The sequence below is a fragment of the Aliirhizobium wenxiniae genome, assembly GCF_014201355.1.
Lineage (GTDB): Bacteria > Pseudomonadota > Alphaproteobacteria > Rhizobiales > Rhizobiaceae > Neorhizobium > Neorhizobium wenxiniae.
The window spans coordinates 305914-327306 of the sequence record NZ_JACHEG010000005.1 but is presented as its reverse complement, the minus strand read 5'-3'; the positions used below and the strand labels follow the sequence as shown (position 1 = coordinate 327306).

Sequence of the window (21393 nt, the reverse complement as noted above, 5' to 3'; positions counted from 1 at the left end):
CAGTAAGCGATAGAAAAAACGGGGGCACGAATGCCCCCGTTGTCATCAATGGATCAGGGCTTTGCAGCCGGGGCAGCTTCCGGGGCAGCCGCATCGCCGGCGCCGTCCTGCATCTTGCCAACTTCCTCATAGCCCTTCTTCAGGGCTTCGTCGGTGATCTCGACCTTCTGCTCAGCCTTGGCCTTTTCAAGGATGGCAACATACTTGTCGCGCATGACGAGCTGCTTCACCTGGTCCTTGACCTGGTCGAAAGCCGGCGGCGGTGCATCGCGCTTGTCTTCGACCTTGATGATGTGGAAGCCGAACTGGGTCTTGACCGGGGCCTTGGTATAGGCGCCCTTTTCGAGACCGAAAGCGGCCTCTTCGAATTCAGGAACCATGCGGCCCGGACCGAACCAACCGAGATCGCCGCCGTCATCCTTGTTGCTGTCCTGCGAGTTTTCCTTGGCCAGCTTGGCGAAATCCTCACCCTTGTCGAGCTTGGCGATGATCGCCTTTGCTTCATCCTCGGTCTTGACCAGGATATGGGCAGCCTTCACTTCTTCCTGCTTCGGAAGAGCAGCGATTTCCTTGTCGTAGCGAGCCTTGACCTCTTCATCGGTCGTTGCTTCGACGACATGCTTGCGGAAAAAGGCGTTATGCAGTTCGCGGTCGCCGATATAGGACATGCGCTTCTTGAAGTCGTCGGTCTTGTCGACGCCTTCGGCAAGCGCGCCGCTGGCAAGCAGCTTGACGTCGATCGCACCGGAAAGGGCTGCGACCTTCTTCTGCTCGTCCGGCAGCTGGGCCAGCTGCGGGTCGAGGTTCTGAACCGCAAGATCAAGTTCCGACTGGGTGATCTCGAGCGTGCCGACCTTGGCAACGACCTTGTCTTCCTGCGCGAAGGCAGGAGCCTGGAACGAGATCGCAGCGGCGATTGCCGCCGTTACGAGAAGTTTGTGACGCAACATAAGTTACCTTTCGCATGGATGCCGGTCTCAGGGTTTGGATCCGGCCTGAATCCTTCACAAACACCGGAATGTGGCCATAGTGTATCGGCCGCAACCGTTGACATAATTCGGACCCCCTCTTATCTGTCACGCAACTTGGCGTCCAGAAGAGTTTCCGGGCGTTACGGGACAATTTGCCGGCATGGAACCAACCTCTTCCGACCTGCAATCCCATGGCACTGAGATCAGAAAGGACCATTCGCATGGTCAGCTTCGGCGGCATCGCCCGCAAACTGTTCGGTTCGGCCAACGAGCGCCGCGTTCGCGGCTACAAGCCGACCCTTGCCAAGATCAATGCCATCGAGGAAGCGACCAAGGCGCTGACCGACGAACAACTGGCCCACAAGACGGTTGAGTTTCGCCAGATGCTGGCCGACGGCAAGACGCTCGAAGACATCATGATCCCGGCCTTTGCCGTGGCGCGCGAGGCTTCCCGACGCGTGCTCGGCATGCGTCCCTTCGACGTTCAGCTGACCGGCGGCATGATCCTGCATGACGGCGCGATCGCCGAAATGAAGACCGGTGAAGGCAAGACGCTGGTCGGCACCCTGCCGGTTTATCTCAACGCCCTGTCGGGCAAGGGCGTCCATGTCGTTACCGTCAACGACTACCTCGCCCAGCGCGACGCCGGCATCATGAGCCGCCTCTACAGCTTCCTCGGCCTTTCGACCGGAGTCATCGTCCACGGCCTGGACGACGAGCAGCGCCGCGCGGCCTATGCCTGCGACATCACCTACGCGACGAATAACGAACTCGGCTTCGATTACCTGCGCGACAACATGAAATACGAGCGCGGCCAGATGGTTCAGCGCGGCCACAATTATGCGATCGTCGACGAAGTGGATTCGATCCTCGTCGATGAGGCCCGTACGCCGCTGATCATTTCCGGCCCGCTGGACGATCGTTCGGATCTCTACACGACGATCGACACCTACATCCCGCTTCTGTCGGAAGAAGACTACGAGATCGACGAGAAGCAGCGTTCCGCCAACTTCTCCGAAGTCGGTACCGAGAAGCTGGAAAACCTGCTGCGCCAGGCAGGCCTCCTGAAGGGTGAATCGCTCTACGACGTCGAAAACGTCGCGATCGTCCACCACATCAACAACGCGCTGAAGGCCCACAAGCTTTTCACCCGCGACAAGGACTATATCGTCCGCAACGACGAAATCGTCATCATCGACGAATTCACCGGCCGCATGATGCCGGGCCGCCGTTATTCGGAAGGCCAGCACCAGGCACTGGAAGCCAAGGAGAAGGTTCAGATCCAGCCGGAGAACCAGACGCTCTCCTCGATCACCTTCCAGAATTACTTCCGCATGTATTCAAAGCTCGCCGGCATGACCGGTACGGCGCAGACCGAAGCGGAAGAATTCGGCAACATCTACAAGCTCGAAGTCATCGAAGTTCCGACCAACCTGCCGATCGCCCGTGTTGACGAGGACGACGAGGTCTACCGGACCTTCGAAGAAAAGTTCAAGGCGATCATCGTCGAGATCAAGGCCGCCCACGATCGCAACCAGCCGGTTCTCGTCGGCACGACCTCGATCGAAAAGTCCGAGCTTCTGGCCACCATGCTGCGCCAGTCTGGCTTCGACAAGTTCAACGTTCTGAACGCCCGTTACCACGAGCAGGAAGCCTATATCGTTTCCCAGGCCGGTGTGCCGGGCGCCGTCACGATCGCCACCAACATGGCCGGCCGCGGTACCGACATCCAGCTCGGCGGCAACGTCGACATGCGTCTTGAGCGCGAGCTCGAAGGCATTGAGGACGAAGCCGAGCGCAATGCCAAGGAAGCGGCAATCCGCGCCGAGATCAAGGAACTCAAGGTCAAGGCACTCGAAGCCGGCGGTCTCTACGTCATCGCTACCGAGCGCCACGAAAGCCGCCGTATCGACAACCAGCTGCGCGGCCGTTCCGGCCGTCAGGGTGACCCCGGCCGCTCCAAGTTCTTCCTGTCGCTTCAGGACGACCTGATGCGCATCTTCGGCTCCGACCGCATGGACGGCATGCTGCAGAAGCTGGGCCTCAAGGAAGGCGAGGCGATCGTCCATCCATGGATCAACAAGGCCGTGGAACGCGCCCAGAAGAAGGTCGAAGCCCGTAACTTTGACATCCGCAAGAACCTTTTGAAATACGACGACGTCACCAACGACCAGCGCAAGGTGATCTTCGAACAGCGTATTGAAATGATGGATTCGGAAGATGTTTCCGAGACAATCGAAGACATGCGCAACGAAGTCATCGAGGTCATTGTCGCCAAGCATATCCCGGAACGCGCCTATGCCGAACAGTGGGACGCGCCCGGCCTGCACCAGGATGTCCAGCGCCTGCTCAACCTCGAACTTCCGATCGAGGACTGGGTCAAGGAAGAAGGCATCGGCGAAGACGATATCCGCGAGCGCATTACCGAGGCAGCCGACGCTGCTGCCAAGGATCGCCGCGAACGCTTCGGCAACGAGGTGATGAATTACGTCGAGCGCTCGATCGTACTGCAGACGCTCGATCACCTGTGGCGCGAGCATATCGTCAATCTCGACCACCTGCGCTCCGTCATCGGCTTCCGCGGTTATGCCCAGCGTGACCCGCTGCAGGAATACAAGGCAGAAGCCTTTGAACTCTTCCAGGCGCTGCTGGCCAACCTTCGCGAAGCGGTTACCGCCCAGATGATGCGCGTCGAGCTGATGCAGAACCCGGAGCCTCCGGTTCCGCCACAGACCTATGAGGAACATCACCTCGACCCGATGACCGGTGAAAACCAGATTACCGGCCGCGACGATGAAGACTTCATTGCCGCCCCCGAGGATCGCCATCCGGAAGATCAGTCGACCTGGGGCAAGATCGGCCGCAACGAGGCCTGCCCATGCGGTTCCGGCAAGAAATACAAGCATTGCCACGGCGCCTTCGAACAGGCCTGAGGCATCTGGAAATAGCTGATACAAACGCCGCCCAACGGGCGGCGTTTTGCTTTTGAGGCCAACGGCATCCATCAGTCTATCGTCGCTGCCAACCGTTTCTTAACCGCGACCTGCCATGCTTTTTCATCAGTATTTGTGCGGCGGAACGAGTATCCCTTGCCCTTCATGGCGGTTATCGAAACAGCGGAAAAACTGCTTCCGCCGGGCCTGCGCGCCCGGATCGTACCGCTGATCGCAAAAATCGGCATCGTACTGACGGACAAGAGCGAAACGGCGAAGGCCCAGCGGCAGGCTCTGACGGCTTTCGCCATCCGCATCGCCTCGGCCGCAATCGCCTTTCTCTCCCAGATCGCTCTTGCAAGGCTGATGGGGGAATTCGAATACGGTCTCTACGCCTTCGTCTGGGTAATCGTGATCCTGACCGGCAATCTCTCCTGCCTCGGCTTCCACACCTCGATCATCCGCTTCTACCATCAGCATCTTGCAAGCGGCGAAACCGCGATGTCGCGCGGGCTGAACGTGGCATCCTGCCTTGTTGCATTTCTGACGGCAACGCTGGTCGGCACACTGGGCTTCGCCTTCTTGGCCGTATTCGGCAACGATATCGCCTCCTATTATCTCGTTCCGATCGGTATTGCGCTTTTCATCATCCCGATGATCGCGCTCGGCGACATTCTCGACGGCATGGCAAGGGCGCGCGGCTGGACCGTTTCGGCACTGGCGCCGACTTTCATCCTGAGACCGATCCTCATCCTCGTCTTCATGGCGACTGCGGAATTCATCGACGCACCGCATGATGCGACGACAGCAATGGGAGCGGCACTCGCCGCGACCTACGTCACCACGCTTGCCCATCTCGTGCAGCTCGCCGCGCTGATCCGCAAGGAGAGGAGCGAGGCGCCGCGCCGGTATCAGCTAGGCACCTGGATGAGATATTCGCTACCGCTCTTTCTCGTTGACGGCATCAGTTTTCTGCTGACCAATGCCGACGTGGTCGTGGTCGGCCTTTATCTCCCGCCCGATCAGGTCGGCATCTATTTCGCCGCAGCAAAAACGATCGTGCTGGTGCAATTCGTCTATTTCTCGGTCAAGGCTGCAGCCGCCCCACGTTTCTCCGCCATCATTGCCGCTGCAGACCATGATGCGCTTGCCGATTTCGCAGCCCAGTCGACACGCTGGACCTTCTGGCCGTCGCTCATCATCGGCCTTTGCGCCCTTGCCGCCGGCGAGCTGCTTCTGTCCCTCTTCGGCCCGAACTTTACCGACGGCTACGGGCTGATGGCCATCCTTTTTGCCGGCATCCTGGCCAAGGCATCCGTCGGCCCGGCGGAAGTCCTGCTCACTATGGCCGGACACCAGAAACTCTGCGTTGGAGTTTATGCTGCAACACTGATCGCTGCTGTAATCCTGTATTCTGTGATGATCCCGCTATTCGGCTTGACTGGAGCAGCCGTTGCGGCTGCTACTGCAATTATGATCGAATCCCTGCTGCTTCATCTGACAGTCCGCCGCACACTCGGCATCACGCTATTTGCTTTCGCACGCAAACCTCTTGCCGGTTTGGGAGCGAATTGACCATGCAATTCCCACCACCGGGCATCGAAAATGCGAAGGAGCAAGCTGCCCTGGGACAGGATAGGCAGGAATTGCCCGAAGCTGATCTCAACCTGCCTGTCGGCCGGGCCGGACGCGAATTCTCGCTCTATCCCGCAACTCTCGGCTATGAGCTGCAGGAAGAGCTGGAGTTCCTGTCGCATCGGGCGATGGAACCCAACATCTTTTTCTCTGCCCGCCTTCTGGCTCCTGCCATGCCGCGCGTGGAAGACAAGCAGGTGCGTTTCGCGCTGATCCGCGATGACAACGGCATGCGCTCGCGCCTGCGCCTGCTGATGCCCTTTACCGTCGAGCGGCCGGGCTTTTCGGTCGGCGCTCCGATCATCCGTACCTGGGCCAATCCCTTTGGGCCGCTTGGAACTCCGCTGCTAGACACAGAGGATGCCGCCGAGACGATCGACAACCTGTTTGAAGTTCTGACCCAGCCCCGGACCAAACTGCCATCGGTTCTGGTTCTGCCGGATATTCGCCTCAACGGTCGCTTCGCTCAACTGGCGAAGGCCGTCGCTATTGCCCGCGATCTTTCAGTCGCCACGACCGACACGTTCCGGCGCCCGATGCTGGAAAGCTATCTCGATGGTGAGAGCTACCTGAAGCAATCCGTATCGGCCCATCATTATCGCGAGATGCGCCGCCAATGGCGCAATCTGGAAAAGCTTGGCACCCTGACCTACAGCGTTGCCCGCCAGCCGGAAGAGGTCCGCCTGCGAATGGAGGAATTCCTTGCCCTGGAAGCGAAAGGCTGGAAGGGCAAAAAGCGGTCAGCGCTGATCAACGACCGTTATCGTGCCGCCTTCGCCCGCGAAGCGATAACCAACCTCGCCGAAATCGACGCGGTGCGCATTCACACGGTCGATCTCGATGGCCGCGCGATCGCCTCGATCATCGTTTTCATCATGGCCGGCGAGGCCTATACGTGGAAAACCGCCTATGACGAGAGTTTGGGCCGCCATTCGCCTGGCAAGCTGCTGATCATGAAGCTGACGGAGTGGCATCTGGACGATGCCAACATCCTGCGCACCGACAGCTGCGCCGTGCCCGATCATCCGATCATGAGCCGCATGTGGGAACAACGCGATGAGATGGGAAGCCTCATCATCGGCCTGACACCCAATAGCGACCGTGATGTCCGCCAGGTTGCAACCCAGCTTCATCTCTATCGAAACACCCGCAATATAGCCCGTATCCTGCGCGAAAAGATCATGAATCTGGCCGGCCGTGATACGTGACGAGAAACCGCGCGGGCGATGCAACACACTCAAGGGGCCGGCGTGTCAGCCAGCCCCGAGGAACCGTGGCCGCTAACGCGACGCGGTCATGCGCAACATGCGGCAGAGCTGGACGAGCGCCGGATCATAATCGCCGGCCGAGACATCCACGCACCGCTTCAACAGCTTCTGCCTTTCGCTCGGCGACATGGCGTTGAAGGCAGCCCGCTGAGGACCGGTCAATCCGCCTCCGGCACCACCACCACCCGTCCCCGGCCCTGTTCCGGGCGTGCCGCCTCCGATCCCTACTCCCACATCCACGCCGACGCCAGTTGTGCCTCCGACACCGAGCCCGACAGTCGCGCCGATTCCGCCTGTACCGCCGATCGATGCGGTCGTTCTGGCATTGATGCCGTTCGAGGTGCTGGCGCCGACCCGCGCATTCACCCCGTCGCTGCCTCCCACGGATGCGGCAACACCGGCATTCAGCCCACGTGAACCGTTGACGTTTGCACCGGCATTTACACCACGGCTTCCTCCGACCGAGGCATTGGCGCTCGCCACGCTGGAATTTCGCCCAACACCCACGCCGGCATTCGCACCATTGCGACCACCAACGGATGCCCCGGCACCGACACCGCCGGAGCTGCCGCCGACGCTGGCTCCGGCATTGACGCCGTCACGCCCTCCCACCGACGCCCCTACACCGAGCCCGCCACTGCTGCTTCTGCCAACGCTGGCGCTGACGCCCCGATCACCCCCGATGGATAATCCCTGAGCATAGACCGGCGTCAGCCCGGCCGCCGTGATGCATGTGGACATCAATGCCGAAACAAATAGTTTTTTCATGACACTCTCCTCCTTGAGGGTCTGCCTGCAGAACCCACGGATTCGAATTCCAATCGCCAGTATTAGTTTCAGATTATTCTAATATAAGACTCGCGAATATTAACGGTTTATGACGACGCCGCTTCGCGCCTCGCGTTCTTCCGGGACGCGGATCGTTGCGGATCACATTTGAAGAACTTGCGCCTTGCATCTTCGTGGCCGCGCATGGTAAGCGCGTTCCACATCTACTGTGCCCCGTTGGCGGAATTGGTAGACGCGCCTGACTCAAAATCAGGTTCCGAGAGGAGTGCTGGTTCGATTCCGGCACGGGGCACCATATTATCCGAAATAGACATATAAAATGTCAGCTGCCCGATTAAAGCCGTGCAGATATTTTCCCGTATTTGCGGTAAAACGACTGGCCGAGAGACAATATCCGGCATGCATCTTCAAGCTCCCCGTTGCGATGCACGTAATTTTTCCTAAATGACTTGGCATCGAGGAAAGATGGAGAAGAACTAGATGAGCGCCGAATTCGGCCCCTACGTCCAGATGTGCACTCTTGCTCAGCAAATGGCTGTCCAATATCAGAAAGACACCAACCTCGCCTTGGCGCCTTTTCTGAAACATTTCATGGATGAGGTCGAAGTGAACGTGGCTGCCGATAGTTTCAATCATCTCGGGTTCATGCAAAAGATCCGCGAGCCGGTCGAATTGGGAGCGGAAAAGGCTTCCGACGCACGACGTAAGGAGTTTCTTCAGGCTCTTGCAGATGCTCTGCATGAACGTATCCAAAGACACTGAGCACATGCCGGCGACGACTGAACCGCTCCGGCTGAACAATCAGGCCCAAGAGATTTGAACCTGCCCCCTGCCCTGGCGCCTCTCGACAGCCGTTCATGCGATGGTTGCACGCTCTGTTGCCGATTGCCCGATATCGATGACCTCGACAAGCCTGCAGACGAATGGTGCAGGCACTGCATTGCCGGGCGGGGCTGCTCCATCTATTTGGATCGCCCGAAACTCTGTCGTGATTTCCTTTGCCGCTGGATGCTCGACGACGGTCTGGGCGACGAGTGGGATCCGTTGAAATCCCACATGATGGTCTATGGACAGGGACGACAGATCACCATCCTTGCTGATCCGGATCGAACCGACCTATGGCGTCATGAGCCGTATATGTCGCAACTCAAGAACTGGGCGACAGGCGCGGCGCCGACGGGAGGATATGTGATCGTGTTCTGGCGAGACGAAGTGGTAAAAATCTAAACACATGTGTCCGGGCCGCTGACACGATGACGCGCGGCCATAGCGAGCCTTGCAGTTCTTGCGTCCCCCGCTAGCGTTCCGAAAGACGAGAAGGTCGATCACGACAATTTGCCGAAGGCAGAGTGTTACGCTGACATGTCCACCCGTTTACAGACTGGCGGATTGTGCTCTACAGCTTCGGCCCAATTTGGCCCAATCGGCACAATATCGAACGACAGAGTTCGATGGCGATTATGAAGGAGATGCGCATGGCGCTGGCAGGTTCCACCACAAGGTTCAGCACGGGAGTAGCTTATGCCGGCTTCCTTACCCTTGCCATGGCCGCAACGGTCGGCAGCGCTCTGGGCTTCGAGCATATCGGCGGCTACATTCCCTGCGCCCTCTGCCTGCTTGAGCGAGACCCTTACTATTTCGGCATTCCGATCGGCATTCTTGCGGTCGGTTCGGCAGCTTTCGGCCTGCCCTCCTGGATCACCCGTTCGCTTCTGATCGTCATCGGCATCATGATGCTGGTCGGTGCCGGCATGGGCGTCTATCACTCTGGCGTCGAATGGGGCTTCTGGCCCGGTCCCACCGCCTGCGGCGGCAGCACGGCCGTCACCACCAATGCCGGCAATCTGCTCGGCGACCTGAACACGGTCCACGGCCCGTCCTGCGCCGACGCTGCCCTTCGCGTGCTCGGCCTGTCTTTTGCCGGCTGGAATGTCGTCGCCAGTATTTTCCTCGCAGCCGTTGCCTTCATCGGCGCAAAAAAGGCCGCTTAAGCGGCCTTCGTGCGATCAGATCGACTGGTGTAATCAGGGCTGCAGCTCAGTATCCCAGTAGAGATAGTCCATCCAGCTTTCATGAAGATAGTTCGGTGGGAAGAGCCGGCCGTTGTTATGAAGATCCTGCACGCTCGGTGCATAGGGTTTCTGGTGCGGGATCATGCCGGCCTGTTTGGGCAATTTGCTGCCCTTGCGCAGATTGCAAGGGGAACAGGCCGCCACGACATTCTCCCAGGTCGTCTCGCCACCATGGGCACGGGGAATGACGTGATCGAAGGTCAGTTCGTCATCCGCGCCGCAATACTGGCATTCGAACTTGTCGCGCAGGAAGACGTTGAACCGGGTAAAGGCCGGGTTTCGGGTCGGCTGCACGTAGGTCTTGAGGCTGACGACGCTCGGCAGCTTCATCGAAAAGCTGGGCGAGCAGACCGAATGGTCGTATTCGGCGATGATGTTCACACGGTCAAGGAAGACCGCCTTGATCGCGTCCTGCCAGGACCACAACGACAAGGGATAGTAACTCAGCGGCCGGTAGTCAGCGTTCAAGACGAGCGCCGGCAAGGCCTGCGGGGAGACTGCAATCGTCAAGTGACGCTCCTACCCGATTCGGCATCTATCTCCTCTATATTAGGTCCGTTGTTACAGGATTGTGAAGCCCTATAAATGCAGCGGGATACTTCCCCGCATTTATACGATGGGCAAAGCCTCGCGACGCATCGTCGCAGCGTAATAGGCCCAGAAAAGTCTGGCCGCGATTGACCGGTAAGGCGCCCATGACCGGGCGATTTCGGCGAGTTCTTTTGCCGCCGGCCGCTGCTCCATTGCGAAGGCACGAGCCACGGATGTCTGCAGCGCCACGTCGCCGCCGGGAAAGACATCCGCATGGCCGGCGCAGAACATCAGATAGACTTCCGCCGTCCAAGGCCCGATGCCGGGGAGAAGCACAAGCTGCCGAAGCGCCACCTCACCCTCGATCACGCAGATCGCATCCAGATCGATCGCACCGGTGAGCACAGCTTCGGAAAGCTTCCGCAGGGTCGAGGCCTTGGCGCGCGAAAGGCCGAAAGTGGCAATAATCTCGGGATCAAGCGCGGCATAGGCTTGCGCCGTGACCGGCCCCACCGCCTCGATCCGCCGCCAGATCGCATCCGCACTTGCCCGCGACACCATCTGCGAGACGATGATCGAGGCGAGACCGGCAAAGCCGGGCGCAGCAAGCCTGAGCGGCAGCGGGCCGGCGATCTCGGCAATCGGGACAAGGCGAGGGTCGAGTTGCAGGAGCTGGTTGAGCCCGGCTTCGATATCGGCGTCGTTACGGATGATGCTGAAGTGGTTTTCGCCCATGGGGTTTTCTTGGCTGTCTTTGGATCCTCTGGTCAAGCCCGAGGATGACGAGCTTCAGGAACGCGCTCGACAAAAAGCGGCACAGGGAGCTTGCTGAAATGTCTCTTTAGGCTTCTATCTGCAGACTTCTCTTCCGTCATCCTCGGGCTTGCCCCGGGGGTCCAAACGCAAGCACGGATTCATGCCTTCGAAGACTTCAGATCGTCCCGTTTATCGTTTCGCCCCCAGCCCGAATGGTTTTCTCCATCTTGGCCATGCGCTTTCGGCATTTTTGAACCACGACATGGCGAAGGCGAGTGGCGGGCGGTGTCTGCTGCGCATCGAAGACATCGACCTGACGCGCTGTACAGCCGAATTCGAGGAGATGATCTATCGCGATCTCGCCTGGCTCGGTTTCGACTGGGAAATGCCGGTGCGCCGCCAGTCAGAGCATTTCGATGCCTACCGGGACGCGCTCGACAGGTTACGGGGCATGGGCATCGTCTATCCCGCCTTTCTTACCCGCGGCGAGGTGAAAGCCCGCGTTACGGCATATGAAGCAGGTGGAAAAAACTGGCCGCGTGATCCCGATGGCTCGCCGCTTTATCCGGATGACGACAGGCTGCGCAACGAGGCGGAACGGACGCACCTTATCGCCAAGGGGATCAAACACGCGTGGCGAATGGATGTGATGAAGGCGATGGCTCTGGTCGGCAAGCAGCTTTCATGGCAGGAAACCGGCAGCGGCCACCCCGAGACAATCCCGGCTGATCCGACGATCTGGGGCGATGTGATCCTGTCGCGCTCGGATGCGCCGTCGAGCTATCATCTGTCGGTCGTGGTCGACGATGCGTTACAGGGAATTACCCATGTGGTGCGGGGTGAAGATCTCTATACAGCAACCGCCATCCACCGGTTGCTGCAGGAACTGCTTGGCCTGCCCGAGCCGGTCTATCATCACCATCGGCTGGTTGTCGGCAGCGACGGGCGAAAACTGTCGAAAAGCGAAGGCTCAACCGGAATTGCGGTTCTTCGTGACGAGGGCCTCCTGCCCGGCGACATTCGCCGCCTCGTCGGGCTCTGAGCGGCCGGCGCGCTTTGCCTTGCGCTTCTTGTTGACCTGATTGACTACCGAATAGACCTTGTATTTCAGGATCGCCGCATTGAGTTCGGCACCCAGCATGAAGATCACGCCGACCATGTAGAGAAAGACGAGCACGATCATGATCGAGGCAAGGCCTGCATAGGTGGCCGCGTAATTGGCAAAACTCGACAGGTAATAGGCGAAACCGAAACCGAAGATCGTCCAGATGACGATGGTCAGTACCACGCCCGGAAGCACATCGATGATCCGCCGGTCCCCAGCCGGCAGCCATTTGTGGGAAAAGAGCAGGCCAAGCATCAGAAGCAGGCCGGTGCCGACGAGGCCCCAATTGGCGAGCGCATTGAGGTCGCTCATCAGCCAGGGGAATTTCGTCTCGGCAAAGCGTTGCGCCACCGGCACCGCCAGAAGCACGATGCTGATCACCGCAAAGATGATCACCGCGACGATGACGTAACCGAGGCTGGCAAGGCGCGTCACATACCATGCCCGCGTTTCGGTCACCCGATAAGCACGATTGAGCGAGATGCGCAGGGCCTCAACGCCGTTGGAGGCGAAGTAGGCGGCCGCAAGCACGGAAACCGTCAGAAGCCCGCCGCGCGGCATGTCGATTACCCGCTGGATTTCCGACGCGATCGGATTAGCGATATCCGCCGGCCAGGCATCGAACATCAGGTGGATCGCCGTTTCTGAAAATCCGCCGGCGCCGAGAAAACCGGCAAGTGCAGTGCCGAAGATCAGGAACGGGAACAGCGCCAGGAGCCCGGAAAGCGCCACATGACTGGCCATGGCCCAGCCGTCATCCTCCGTGAAATGCCAATAGGCATCCCACAGGACCTTGAAGGCCAATCGGTGCCATCGCGGCCGGCGTATTTCTTCCTGCAAGGTCTGCTCCGTTGTGACTTAAGGCGAAATATGGGAGGAACATTCTCACTTGTACAGGTGAGTGCCGAGGAAGAATTCCTGAATGACTGCAACAAGAACGATCATCGTCACCGGCTGTTCCTCCGGCATCGGCGCTTATGCGGCAAGGGCATTAAAGGCAGACGGCTGGCGCGTCTTCGCAACGGTTCGAAACAGCGAAGATCTCACTGCCCTTGAAGCTGACGGCATAGAGGCGCTGATCCTCGATTACACGAAGCAGGATACGATCGATCAGCTGGTAAAAACCGTGGTCGAACGCACCGATGGCAGGATCGACGCGCTGTTCAACAATGGCGCCTATGGTCAGCCGGGAGCGGTGGAGGATCTGGCGACGGATGTGCTGCGCATCCAGTTCGAGACCAATCTCTTCGGCTGGCACGAACTGACCCGCCAGATCATTCCCCTCATGCGAGCTCAAGGGCGCGGCCGCATCGTAAACTGCTCCTCCATCCTCGGCCTTTTGCCTTATCGTTATCGCGGGGCTTACACGGCCTCGAAATATGCGCTCGAAGGACTGACGCTGACACTGCGCATGGAACTGGCCGGCAGCGGCATCGAGGTGAGCCTGATCGAGCCCGGCCCGATCACCACCCGCTTCACCGCCAATGCACTCGCCAAGATCAGCGAGAATATCGATCTGACCGGCTCCGTACATGCCGCCGACTACGCGAGGCAGCTGCAACGCCTAGACGGCAGCGGCCCCGTCAACCGCCACAAGCTTGGTCCGGAAGCCGTTTACAAGGTGCTCGATCATGCCTTGAACGCGCCTCGTCCAAAGCCGCATTATCTGGTAACCAGACCTGCAAAGCGGGGTGCGTTTCTGAAGCGACTGCTCCCGGCGCAGCTCTTCTATACGCTGATGCGCCGTATCGACTGACAACTGACGGGAGGCAGGACATGTCGAGCTTCACTACCTTTCTAACCCTGATCGTGATGGGTCTCGTCGTGCTCGTGCTGATCCGCGGTCTGATCAACATGCTGAAAGGTACAGACGCCAACCGCTCGAACAAGCTGATGCAACTGCGCGTCATCCTGCAGGCGGTGGCGATTGCGCTTATCATGCTGACGCTGTGGATCACCGGCGGGGGAAGGCCAAGCTAAGGAAAAGAAAACATGGTCAAGCTGAACAAGATCTATACCCGCACCGGCGATAAAGGCACGACCGGGCTTGTCTCTGGTCCGCGCCGCGAAAAATTCGACCTGCGGGTGGAAGCTTACGGCACGGTTGACGAAGCCAATTCGGCGGTCGGCCTCGCCCGGCTTCATACCATCGGCCTCGACGAACTGGACATCATGCTTGTCCGCATTCAGAACGATCTCTTCGATCTCGGCTCGGACCTTGCGACACCCGACACCGGCGAGGAGTTGAGCTACGAGCCACTGCGCATCATCGAGGCGCAGGCGGAGCGGCTGGAGCGGGAGATCGACGCCCTGAACGGCGAGCTTGATCCCTTGAAATCCTTCGTGCTGCCCGGCGGCACGGCAGCGGCCGCACACCTGCATATGGCACGCACGATCGCAAGGCGCGCCGAACGGCTGATGGTCGAGCTGTCGCGACAGGAAAAGGTCGGCGCCGCGGCGCTGAAATACATCAACCGCCTCTCCGATTTCCTCTTCGTCGCCGCCCGCTTCGCCAATGATCGCGGACAGGCTGACATTTTGTGGGTACCCGGCAAACACCGCTAAACGCCACTCCAGGAGGTCGCGTATGTTCGTCCCGCTGCATGACACGAACGAACTGAAATATATCCGCGTCCAATGGGTCACGATCAGCCTGATCGTGCTGAATGTGCTGGCATGGCTGTTCACCACATTCGCTCCGGTGGAACAGGCGGAGCGTGCGTCACTGGGCCTGGGCTTCATCCCTGCCCTGATCTTCGACCACGCGGTTCTCGATCCATCACTGGTCCTGGTGCCGGAAGATATGACCTTCCTGACCTACGCCTTCCTGCATATCGATTTCTGGCATCTCGCCCCCAACATGCTTTTCCTTTGGGTCTTCGGCGATAATGTCGAAGATGCGCTCGGCCATTTCCGTTTCCTGATCTTCTATCTTCTCTGCGCCGCAGCGGGAGCCGCACTCCATGGTTTCGTTACCCCTCAATCGGAAGGCCCGCTGATCGGTGCCTCGGGTGCGATTTCCGGCGTGGTTGCCGCCTATTTTCTGCTGCATCCGCGGGTACGGGTGTGGGTCCTGGTGCTCTTTCGTATTCCCCTGCCGCTTCCCGCCTTCATTCCGCTGGCGCTCTGGATTGCCCAGCAATTCGTCATGCTGGCGCTGAACATGGATGACGCCGTCTCCTGGGGAGCGCATGTGGGCGGCATCATCGCCGGCGCGCTTCTGGTTCTCGTCATGCGCCGTCCCGGGGTTCCGCTCTTCGACCGACAGATCGTCACCCCTCGCGCCGTACATCACAAACAGAGCGTTCCGCAGGTACCGGCACGCGTCGAATAGGGATATGAGAAATGCGCAAGTGTCGGCATGGAAACGGCGTTGTAATCGGGTGAAAAATGCGTATCCATGTCGCCCACTGACACATGAGGAGATGGCAAATGTCGCATTTTGCCGTCGGAGATAGTCAAGGAAGGACCCCATGAAGATCCTGGTGCCTGTTAAGCGAGTCGTCGATTACAACGTGAAAATCCGCGTCAAACCGGATGGCACGGGCGTTGAACTCGCCAATGTGAAAATGTCGATGAACCCGTTCGACGAAATCTCCGTCGAAGAGGCTCTGCGACTGAAGGAAGCAGGCAAGGCGGAAGAAGTGGTGGTCGTGTCAATCGGACCGGCCAAGGCGGAAGAAACGCTGCGCACCGCGCTCGCCATGGGTGCCGATCGCGCCATCCTGATCGAGACCGACGATGCCGTCGAGCCGCTCGCCGTTGCCAAGATCCTGAAGGGCGTCGTTGACGCCGAAGCGCCTGGCCTGATCATCGTCGGCAAGCAGGCGATCGACGACGACAGCAATCAGACCGGCCAGATGCTGGCGGCTCTGCTCGGCTCTGCACAGGCAACCTTTGCCTCCAAGATCGAGATCGCCGGCGACAAGGCGACCGTGACCCGCGAAGTCGATGGCGGTTCCCAGACGATTGAAGTCAAGCTTCCAGCCGTCGTCACCACCGACCTGCGCCTCAACGAGCCGCGCTACGCTTCGCTGCCCAACATCATGAAGGCGAAGAAGAAGCCGCTCGACAAGAAGTCGCCTGCCGATTTCGGCGTCGATACCACGCCTCGCCTCAAGGTGCTGAAGACCGAAGAGCCGGGCGGCCGCAAGGCTGGCGTCAAGGTCGGGTCGGTTGAAGAGCTGGTTTCCAGCCTCAAGACCGCCGGCGTGATCTGAGAACGGAAGACAGGAGACAACAATCATGACCATTCTTCTTCTGGCAGAAAACGACGCATCCGGCCTGTCCGACCAGACCGCGAAGGCGCTCACCGCCGCATCGAAAATCGGCGGCGACGTGCATGTTCTGGTCGCTGGCGCAGGTGCAAAGGCTGCTGCCGACGCCGCCGCCAAGCTTTCCGGCGTCTCCAAGGTTCTCGTGGCCGAGGATGCGAGCCTCACCAACAATCTCGCGGAACCGCTGGCCGACCTGATCGTCTCGCTTAGCGCTTCCTATGACGTGATCGTCGGACCAGCCACGACGTCTGCCAAGAACGTCCTGCCGCGCGTTGCAGCCCTGCTCGACGTGATGCAGATCTCGGAAATCGTCGAGGTCGTCTCGGCTGACACGTTCAAGCGCCCGATCTATGCCGGCAACGCCATCCAGACCGTTCAGTCCACCGATGCCAAGAAGGTCATCACCGTGCGCACGGCATCGTTTGCCGCAGCAGGCGAAGGCGGTTCGGCAGCGGTTGAAACCGTTTCGGCTGCCGGCAATCCGGGCGTATCGAGCTTCGTCTCCGACGCACTCGCCTCGTCCGAACGTCCGGAACTGACCTCCGCCAAGGTGATCATCTCGGGCGGCCGAGCACTCGGATCTTCGGAAAAATTCCAGGAGGTCATCCTTCCGGTCGCCGACAAGCTGGGTGCCGCCGTTGGCGCATCACGCGCCGCGGTCGATGCCGGTTACGCCCCGAACGACTGGCAGGTCGGCCAGACCGGCAAGGTCGTCGCGCCTGACCTCTACATCGCGGTCGGCATTTCCGGCGCCATCCAGCACCTCGCCGGCATGAAGGATTCGAAGGTCATCGTCGCCATCAACAAGGACGAGGAAGCCCCGATCTTCCAGGTCGCCGATTACGGCCTCGTCGGCGATCTCTTCGACATCCTGCCAAAGCTCGAAAAGGCGCTCTGACAGACGAGCCGCCTTCGCGGCAGCGAAAAAAGCTGGCAAAATGATGGCCAGGCGAATAGAAAAATGCCGGACCGCTGCACGTGGCCCGGCATTTTTTAAATAAGAATTTTCAAATAAAAAGCGTGCACCACAAGTGCGCCAAAGCCCAAGGGATGGAGTAAGCGTTATGGCCTTCCAGAATATCGGCATCATCGGCGCAGGTCAGATGGGCTGCGGCATCGCGCATGTTTCCTCTCTCGCAGGCTACAAGGTGCAGATCTACGATCTGGACCCGGACCGGATCCAGGCAGCACTTGCAACGATCAACGGCACGCTCGCCCGCCTCGTCGCCGGCGAGAAGATCACCGATGAGGAACGCAACGCGGCTCTCTCTAAAATCTCCGGCTCCGCAGACGTGAATGATCTCGCGCCGATGGATATCGTCATCGAGGCGGCAACCGAAGACGAAAGCGTCAAGCGCAAGATCTACGCGCATGTATGCCCGGTCCTGAAGCCCGAGGCGCTGCTCGCCACCAATACCTCGTCGCTCTCGATCACCCGCCTTGCTTCCGCGACCGACCGTCCCGAGCGGTTCATGGGCATTCACTTCATGAACCCGGTGCCGGTGATGAAGCTGGTCGAACTGGTGCGCGGCATTGCCACCGACGAGCCGACCTTCAGGGCGGCCAAGGAATATGTCGCTTCGCTCGACAAGACCGTTACCGTCTCCGAGGATTTCCCGGCCTTCATCGTCAATCGTATCCTGCTGCCGATGATCAACGAGGCGATCTACACCCTTTACGAAGGCGTGGGTTCGGTGGACGCGATCGACACAGCCATGAAACTCGGCGCCAACCATCCGATGGGCCCGCTTCAGCTCGCCGATTTCATCGGTCTCGATACCTGCCTGTCGATCATGCAGGTTCTTTATGATGGCTTGGCTGACAGCAAATACCGCCCCTGCCCGCTTCTGGTGAAATATGTCGAAGCAGGCTGGCTCGGCCGCAAATCCGGCCGTGGATTTTATGACTACCGCGGCGAGGTTCCGGTTCCGACGCGGTAAGACTCAGGCCCTGGCAATGTCGGTGTGAGAAAAATCGTTGCCCTTGAACATCAAGGGCACATCATGAACCTTCGCACAGGCATAGGACATGCAATCCGCCAAATTGAGCTGGGCGGGATGGCCGCGCCCTTTGCCGTATTTTGCGAAAGCTGCGACGGCTTCGGTTGCGATAACACCGTCGATTGGCACCACATCGATATTGGCTGCAACGAGCAGATCCCGGATACGCCGCTCTACTGCGACAGGATCGATATCCAGCATCGTGCCAAGACGCATCGACGCTTCGAGAATGACGAGGCCTGAGGTCAATTTGGCTGTCGAATGCTCGATCCGCTCTGAATATGCTGCTGCATCGGCCTCATCGGCGAGGAGAGCGACGATCACCGAAGTGTCGATGAACATCAGGGCTGTCCCCACATGTCATCGATTTCATCCTTGCTCAGGACACGCCCGTTCGGGCCTGCCTGCCTCTTCAGGTCTTGCGCGATTTCGGCAACCCGCTTCGCAAGAGGCGCCTTGACGCTCTCCCGCCTCAACTCTTCTTCAAGTGCCTGAATGACGGCGGCCGTCATCGTTACATTGCGTTTCTTCGCAAGTTTTTCGGCAAGTTCTCTCGCGCGTTCATCGCGAATTTGCAGTGTCATGGAGCCACTCCATCAATGGAAGCGCCATTATATCATTACAAGCAACCAACGTCATCCATACAAAGATGAGGGTTAGCTCCCCTTCGCTGCCGTGATCAGCGCTTTCGCATCCTCGCTGTCCCAGGCGGCCGGGCCATTCATCGAGCCGATCAGGCAGCCTTTTTTATCGAGGATCAGGGTTGCCGGCAGGCCGAAGGCGAGGCCTTCCTTTTTCACCGCGTTAAACACTCCCATCGAGCTGTCGCTGTAGAAGGCGAGTTTGTCGATCTTGTAATCCTGATAGAAATTCTTCGGTTTCTGGTCGCTGCCGGTATCGATATTGACGGCGACGACCTCGAAATCACTCCCGCCCATCGTGCTCTGCAAGGCGTTGAGCGCCGGCATCTCTTCCCGGCAGGGCACGCACCATGTGGCCCAGAGGTTGAGGAGCACGGTCTTGCCGGCAAGATCGGCTACCTTCATGTCCTTGCCTTCCGGCCCCTTGAATGCCAGCTGCAACGGACGCGGCGGTTGCGCTGCGGCCATGGCGGCCACTTCGCCCTTGGAAAAGGCGGAAACTGACTTCGCCAGTTCGGCAGAACCTTCGCACTGACCGGCAGAGGCCGTCGTCAGGCCTTCCATGCCATTGCCAGACCCCATGCTCCTCACGTATACCGCCACGGCGCCGGCGGTGATCCCCGCGACGGCGGCAATCATGATCAATCGGGCGGATGGGAGACCAAGCGGTCTTTTGGACGTCATCACTTAACTCCAGGACTAAGCATCATGGCCGATACGAAGGACGCGACCTCTTCCAATCAGATGTGGGGCGGACGCTTCGCTTCCGGGCCGGACGCGATCATGGAGGAGATAAATGCCTCGATCGGTTTCGACAAGAAGCTCTACGCCCAGGACATCCGAGGCTCGATCGCCCATGCAACCATGCTGGCCGAAAAAGGCATTATTTCGCGCGAAGATAAAGAGAAGATCGTCGAAGGTCTGAACACGATCCTGTCAGAGATCGAGAGCGGAAAGTTCGAGTTCTCGCGCAAGCTCGAAGACATCCACATGAACATCGAGGCACGGCTGGCGACGCTGATCGGCCCCGCGGCCGGCCGCCTGCATACCGCCCGCTCACGCAATGACCAGGTGGCGCTCGATTTCCGCCTCTGGGTGAAGGAAGAGCTTGCCAAGACCGAGAAGATGCTGACCGATCTCATCGCAGCCTTCCTCGACCGCGCCGAAGAGCATGCAGACACCGTCATGCCGGGCTTCACCCATCTGCAGACCGCCCAGCCTGTCACCTTCGGCCATCACTGCATGGCCTATGTCGAAATGTTCGGCCGTGACCGCGCCCGCGTGCGCCATGCGATCGACCATCTGGACGAAAGCCCGATCGGCGCGGCAGCGCTCGCCGGCACCGGCTTCCCGATCGACCGCCACATGACGGCGAAGGCCCTCGGTTTCCGTGAGCCGACCCGCAACTCGATCGATACCGTTTCCGACCGCGATTTTGCGCTGGAATTCCTCTCGGTCGCCTCGATCTGCGCCGTCCACCTGTCGCGCCTTGCCGAAGAAATCGTCATCTGGTCGACGCCGCAATTCGGCTTCGTGCGCCTGTCGGATGCTTTCTCGACCGGCTCCTCGATCATGCCGCAGAAGAAGAACCCGGATGCAGCCGAACTGGTGCGCGCCAAGACCGGCCGTATCAACGGTTCGCTGGTGGCGCTTCTGACCATTATGAAGGGCCTGCCGCTCGCCTATTCAAAGGACATGCAGGAAGACAAGGAACAGGTCTTCGACGCTGCCGAGAACCTCGAACTGGCGATTGCCGCCATGACCGGCATGATGCGCGACATGACCATCCGCGCCGACCGCATGCGCGCCGCTGCAGGCTCGGGTTATTCCACCGCAACCGATCTGGCCGACTGGCTGGTGCGCGAGGCAGGCCTGCCTTTCCGTGATGCCCACCATGCCACCGGCCATGCCGTGGCGCTGGCAGAAAAGAAGGGCTGCGAACTTGCAGAACTTTCGCTCGACGAACTAAAGGCGATCAATCCGGCGATCACCGAGAAGGTCTTCGATGTTCTGACCGTCGACGCCTCCGTTGCCAGCCGTCAGAGCTTTGGCGGCACCGCGCCGTCCGAAGTGCGGAAGCAGATCGCTTACTGGCGCGGCCGCAATTGAACCCATATCAATTGATCGCCGATTGATACGGAAATGAACTGCACAAAAGGCTGGAACTTCGTTATGAAAGTTCCGCCTGTCCGTGCCGGAGAAAGAAGAGAATGTCCAAGTCGCTGATGAATACCGCCCGCGTCGCCCTGGTGCTTGGCCTTGCCGGCATCATTACCGTTGGCTGCGGCCGCAAAGGCGAGCTGGACCGCCCAAGCACCCCCGTGGAACAGCAGAACGTTCGCAAATCGGACGCGGCAAAAAAAGACCCGGTTGCCGAACGCCCCTTCATCCTCGACAAGCTTCTGTAATTTCCGG

At 59.5% G+C, this 21393-nt stretch carries 24 protein-coding genes and 1 tRNA gene; 17 read left to right on the top strand and 8 right to left on the bottom strand.

Going from position 1 to position 21393, the window contains the following annotated elements:
• Window positions 1-53: 53 nt before the first annotated feature.
• Window positions 54-950, bottom strand: coding sequence for a peptidylprolyl isomerase (locus HNQ72_RS21055; protein ID WP_183994981.1), 897 nt, complete (start codon window positions 948-950; stop codon window positions 54-56).
• 242 nt (window positions 951-1192) lie between these two features.
• Between HNQ72_RS21055 and secA the strand changes: the two genes are divergently transcribed.
• The 3 genes from secA (at window position 1193) to HNQ72_RS21040 (ending at window position 6747) form a co-directional block, all read left to right on the top strand.
• Complete coding sequence (gene secA / locus HNQ72_RS21050; RefSeq protein ID WP_183994979.1) at window positions 1193-3904, top strand: preprotein translocase subunit SecA; 2712 nt, start codon at window positions 1193-1195, stop codon at window positions 3902-3904.
• Window positions 3905-4069: 165 nt separating this feature from the next.
• Window positions 4070-5479, top strand: coding sequence for a lipopolysaccharide biosynthesis protein (locus tag HNQ72_RS21045; RefSeq protein ID WP_183995062.1), 1410 nt, complete (start codon window positions 4070-4072; stop codon window positions 5477-5479).
• 2 nt (window positions 5480-5481) lie between these two features.
• Window positions 5482-6747: a GNAT family N-acetyltransferase gene (locus HNQ72_RS21040; protein ID WP_183994977.1), complete on the top strand. Its 1266-nt coding sequence runs from the start codon at window positions 5482-5484 to the stop codon at window positions 6745-6747.
• A gap of 72 nt (window positions 6748-6819) precedes the next feature.
• Here HNQ72_RS21040 and HNQ72_RS21035 read toward each other — a convergent pair whose 3' ends face one another.
• Complete coding sequence (locus HNQ72_RS21035) at window positions 6820-7575, bottom strand: hypothetical protein (protein WP_183994975.1); 756 nt, start codon at window positions 7573-7575, stop codon at window positions 6820-6822.
• 231 nt (window positions 7576-7806) lie between these two features.
• Here HNQ72_RS21035 and HNQ72_RS21030 point away from each other — a divergent pair.
• The 4 genes from HNQ72_RS21030 to HNQ72_RS21015 all read left to right on the top strand — a co-directional run bounded on the left by HNQ72_RS21030 (window position 7807) and on the right by HNQ72_RS21015 (window position 9587).
• Window positions 7807-7891 (top strand) — tRNA-Leu (locus HNQ72_RS21030).
• Between the two features lie 185 nt (window positions 7892-8076).
• Window positions 8077-8358 (top strand): hypothetical protein, encoded by a 282-nt coding sequence (locus HNQ72_RS21025; RefSeq protein WP_183994973.1) that lies wholly within the window; start codon window positions 8077-8079, stop codon window positions 8356-8358.
• A gap of 123 nt (window positions 8359-8481) precedes the next feature.
• Entirely contained in the window at window positions 8482-8823 is a 342-nt protein-coding gene (locus tag HNQ72_RS21020; protein WP_244654440.1) for a hypothetical protein, read from the top strand.
• 224 nt (window positions 8824-9047) lie between these two features.
• Entirely contained in the window at window positions 9048-9587 is a 540-nt protein-coding gene (locus HNQ72_RS21015; protein WP_373289455.1) for a disulfide bond formation protein B, read from the top strand.
• A 33-nt stretch (window positions 9588-9620) separates the two neighbouring features.
• Here HNQ72_RS21015 and HNQ72_RS21010 read toward each other — a convergent pair whose 3' ends face one another.
• Window positions 9621-10178 (bottom strand): HNH endonuclease, encoded by a 558-nt coding sequence (locus HNQ72_RS21010; RefSeq protein WP_148148246.1) that lies wholly within the window; start codon window positions 10176-10178, stop codon window positions 9621-9623.
• Window positions 10179-10277: 99 nt separating this feature from the next.
• Window positions 10278-10934 (bottom strand): DNA-3-methyladenine glycosylase family protein, encoded by a 657-nt coding sequence (locus tag HNQ72_RS21005; protein ID WP_183994969.1) that lies wholly within the window; start codon window positions 10932-10934, stop codon window positions 10278-10280.
• 181 nt (window positions 10935-11115) lie between these two features.
• Here HNQ72_RS21005 and gluQRS point away from each other — a divergent pair, with 181 nt between their 5' ends.
• Window positions 11116-11997: a tRNA glutamyl-Q(34) synthetase GluQRS gene (gluQRS, locus tag HNQ72_RS21000; RefSeq protein ID WP_183994967.1), complete on the top strand. Its 882-nt coding sequence runs from the start codon at window positions 11116-11118 to the stop codon at window positions 11995-11997.
• On the opposite strand, the gene HNQ72_RS20995 is transcribed toward gluQRS, so the two are convergent.
• Window positions 11926-12900 (bottom strand): YihY/virulence factor BrkB family protein, encoded by a 975-nt coding sequence (locus tag HNQ72_RS20995; protein WP_183994965.1) that lies wholly within the window; start codon window positions 12898-12900, stop codon window positions 11926-11928. The genes gluQRS and HNQ72_RS20995 overlap by 72 nt on opposite strands.
• An 82-nt stretch (window positions 12901-12982) precedes the next feature.
• On the opposite strand from HNQ72_RS20995, the gene HNQ72_RS20990 reads away from it, so the two are divergent.
• The 7 genes from HNQ72_RS20990 to HNQ72_RS20960 all read left to right on the top strand — a co-directional run bounded on the left by HNQ72_RS20990 (window position 12983) and on the right by HNQ72_RS20960 (window position 18277).
• Window positions 12983-13816: an SDR family oxidoreductase gene (locus HNQ72_RS20990; protein WP_183994963.1), complete on the top strand. Its 834-nt coding sequence runs from the start codon at window positions 12983-12985 to the stop codon at window positions 13814-13816.
• Between the two features lie 20 nt (window positions 13817-13836).
• The gene (locus tag HNQ72_RS20985) at window positions 13837-14040 is read left to right on the top strand and encodes a twin transmembrane helix small protein (protein WP_183828216.1); all 204 of its coding nucleotides are present in this window, start codon (window positions 13837-13839) and stop codon (window positions 14038-14040) included.
• 12 nt (window positions 14041-14052) lie between these two features.
• A complete protein-coding gene (locus HNQ72_RS20980) occupies window positions 14053-14625 on the top strand; it encodes a cob(I)yrinic acid a,c-diamide adenosyltransferase (RefSeq protein WP_183994961.1) in 573 nt (190 codons plus the stop codon).
• A gap of 22 nt (window positions 14626-14647) precedes the next feature.
• On the top strand, window positions 14648-15394 hold the full coding sequence (locus HNQ72_RS20975; protein WP_183994959.1) for a rhomboid family intramembrane serine protease: 747 nt from the start codon (window positions 14648-14650) through the stop codon (window positions 15392-15394).
• Window positions 15395-15533: 139 nt separating this feature from the next.
• Window positions 15534-16280, top strand: a complete 747-nt coding sequence (locus HNQ72_RS20970) for an electron transfer flavoprotein subunit beta/FixA family protein (RefSeq protein WP_183994957.1) — start codon at window positions 15534-15536, stop codon at window positions 16278-16280.
• A gap of 25 nt (window positions 16281-16305) precedes the next feature.
• Entirely contained in the window at window positions 16306-17235 is a 930-nt protein-coding gene (locus tag HNQ72_RS20965) for an electron transfer flavoprotein subunit alpha/FixB family protein (protein WP_183994955.1), read from the top strand.
• A gap of 166 nt (window positions 17236-17401) precedes the next feature.
• Window positions 17402-18277: a 3-hydroxybutyryl-CoA dehydrogenase gene (locus HNQ72_RS20960; RefSeq protein ID WP_183994953.1), complete on the top strand. Its 876-nt coding sequence runs from the start codon at window positions 17402-17404 to the stop codon at window positions 18275-18277.
• A 3-nt stretch (window positions 18278-18280) separates the two neighbouring features.
• On the opposite strand, the gene HNQ72_RS20955 is transcribed toward HNQ72_RS20960, so the two are convergent.
• The 3 genes from HNQ72_RS20955 to tlpA all read right to left on the bottom strand — a co-directional run bounded on the left by HNQ72_RS20955 (window position 18281) and on the right by tlpA (window position 19662).
• Window positions 18281-18679, bottom strand: a complete 399-nt coding sequence (locus HNQ72_RS20955) for a type II toxin-antitoxin system VapC family toxin (RefSeq protein WP_183994951.1) — start codon at window positions 18677-18679, stop codon at window positions 18281-18283.
• Window positions 18679-18921, bottom strand: coding sequence for a type II toxin-antitoxin system VapB family antitoxin (locus HNQ72_RS20950; RefSeq protein WP_183994949.1), 243 nt, complete (start codon window positions 18919-18921; stop codon window positions 18679-18681). Before HNQ72_RS20950 ends, HNQ72_RS20955 begins: the two co-directional genes overlap by 1 nt.
• Window positions 18922-18993: 72 nt before the next feature.
• Window positions 18994-19662 carry a thiol:disulfide interchange protein TlpA gene (gene tlpA, locus HNQ72_RS20945; RefSeq protein ID WP_183994947.1) on the bottom strand — a complete coding sequence of 223 codons (669 nt, stop codon included), beginning with the start codon at window positions 19660-19662 and terminating at the stop codon, window positions 18994-18996.
• Between the two features lie 24 nt (window positions 19663-19686).
• Between tlpA and argH the strand changes: the two genes are divergently transcribed.
• Both argH and HNQ72_RS20935 read left to right on the top strand, forming a co-directional pair.
• Window positions 19687-21087 (top strand): argininosuccinate lyase, encoded by a 1401-nt coding sequence (gene argH / locus HNQ72_RS20940; protein WP_183994945.1) that lies wholly within the window; start codon window positions 19687-19689, stop codon window positions 21085-21087.
• A gap of 101 nt (window positions 21088-21188) precedes the next feature.
• Window positions 21189-21386 (top strand): hypothetical protein, encoded by a 198-nt coding sequence (locus HNQ72_RS20935; protein WP_148148233.1) that lies wholly within the window; start codon window positions 21189-21191, stop codon window positions 21384-21386.
• Window positions 21387-21393: the final 7 nt, after the last annotated feature.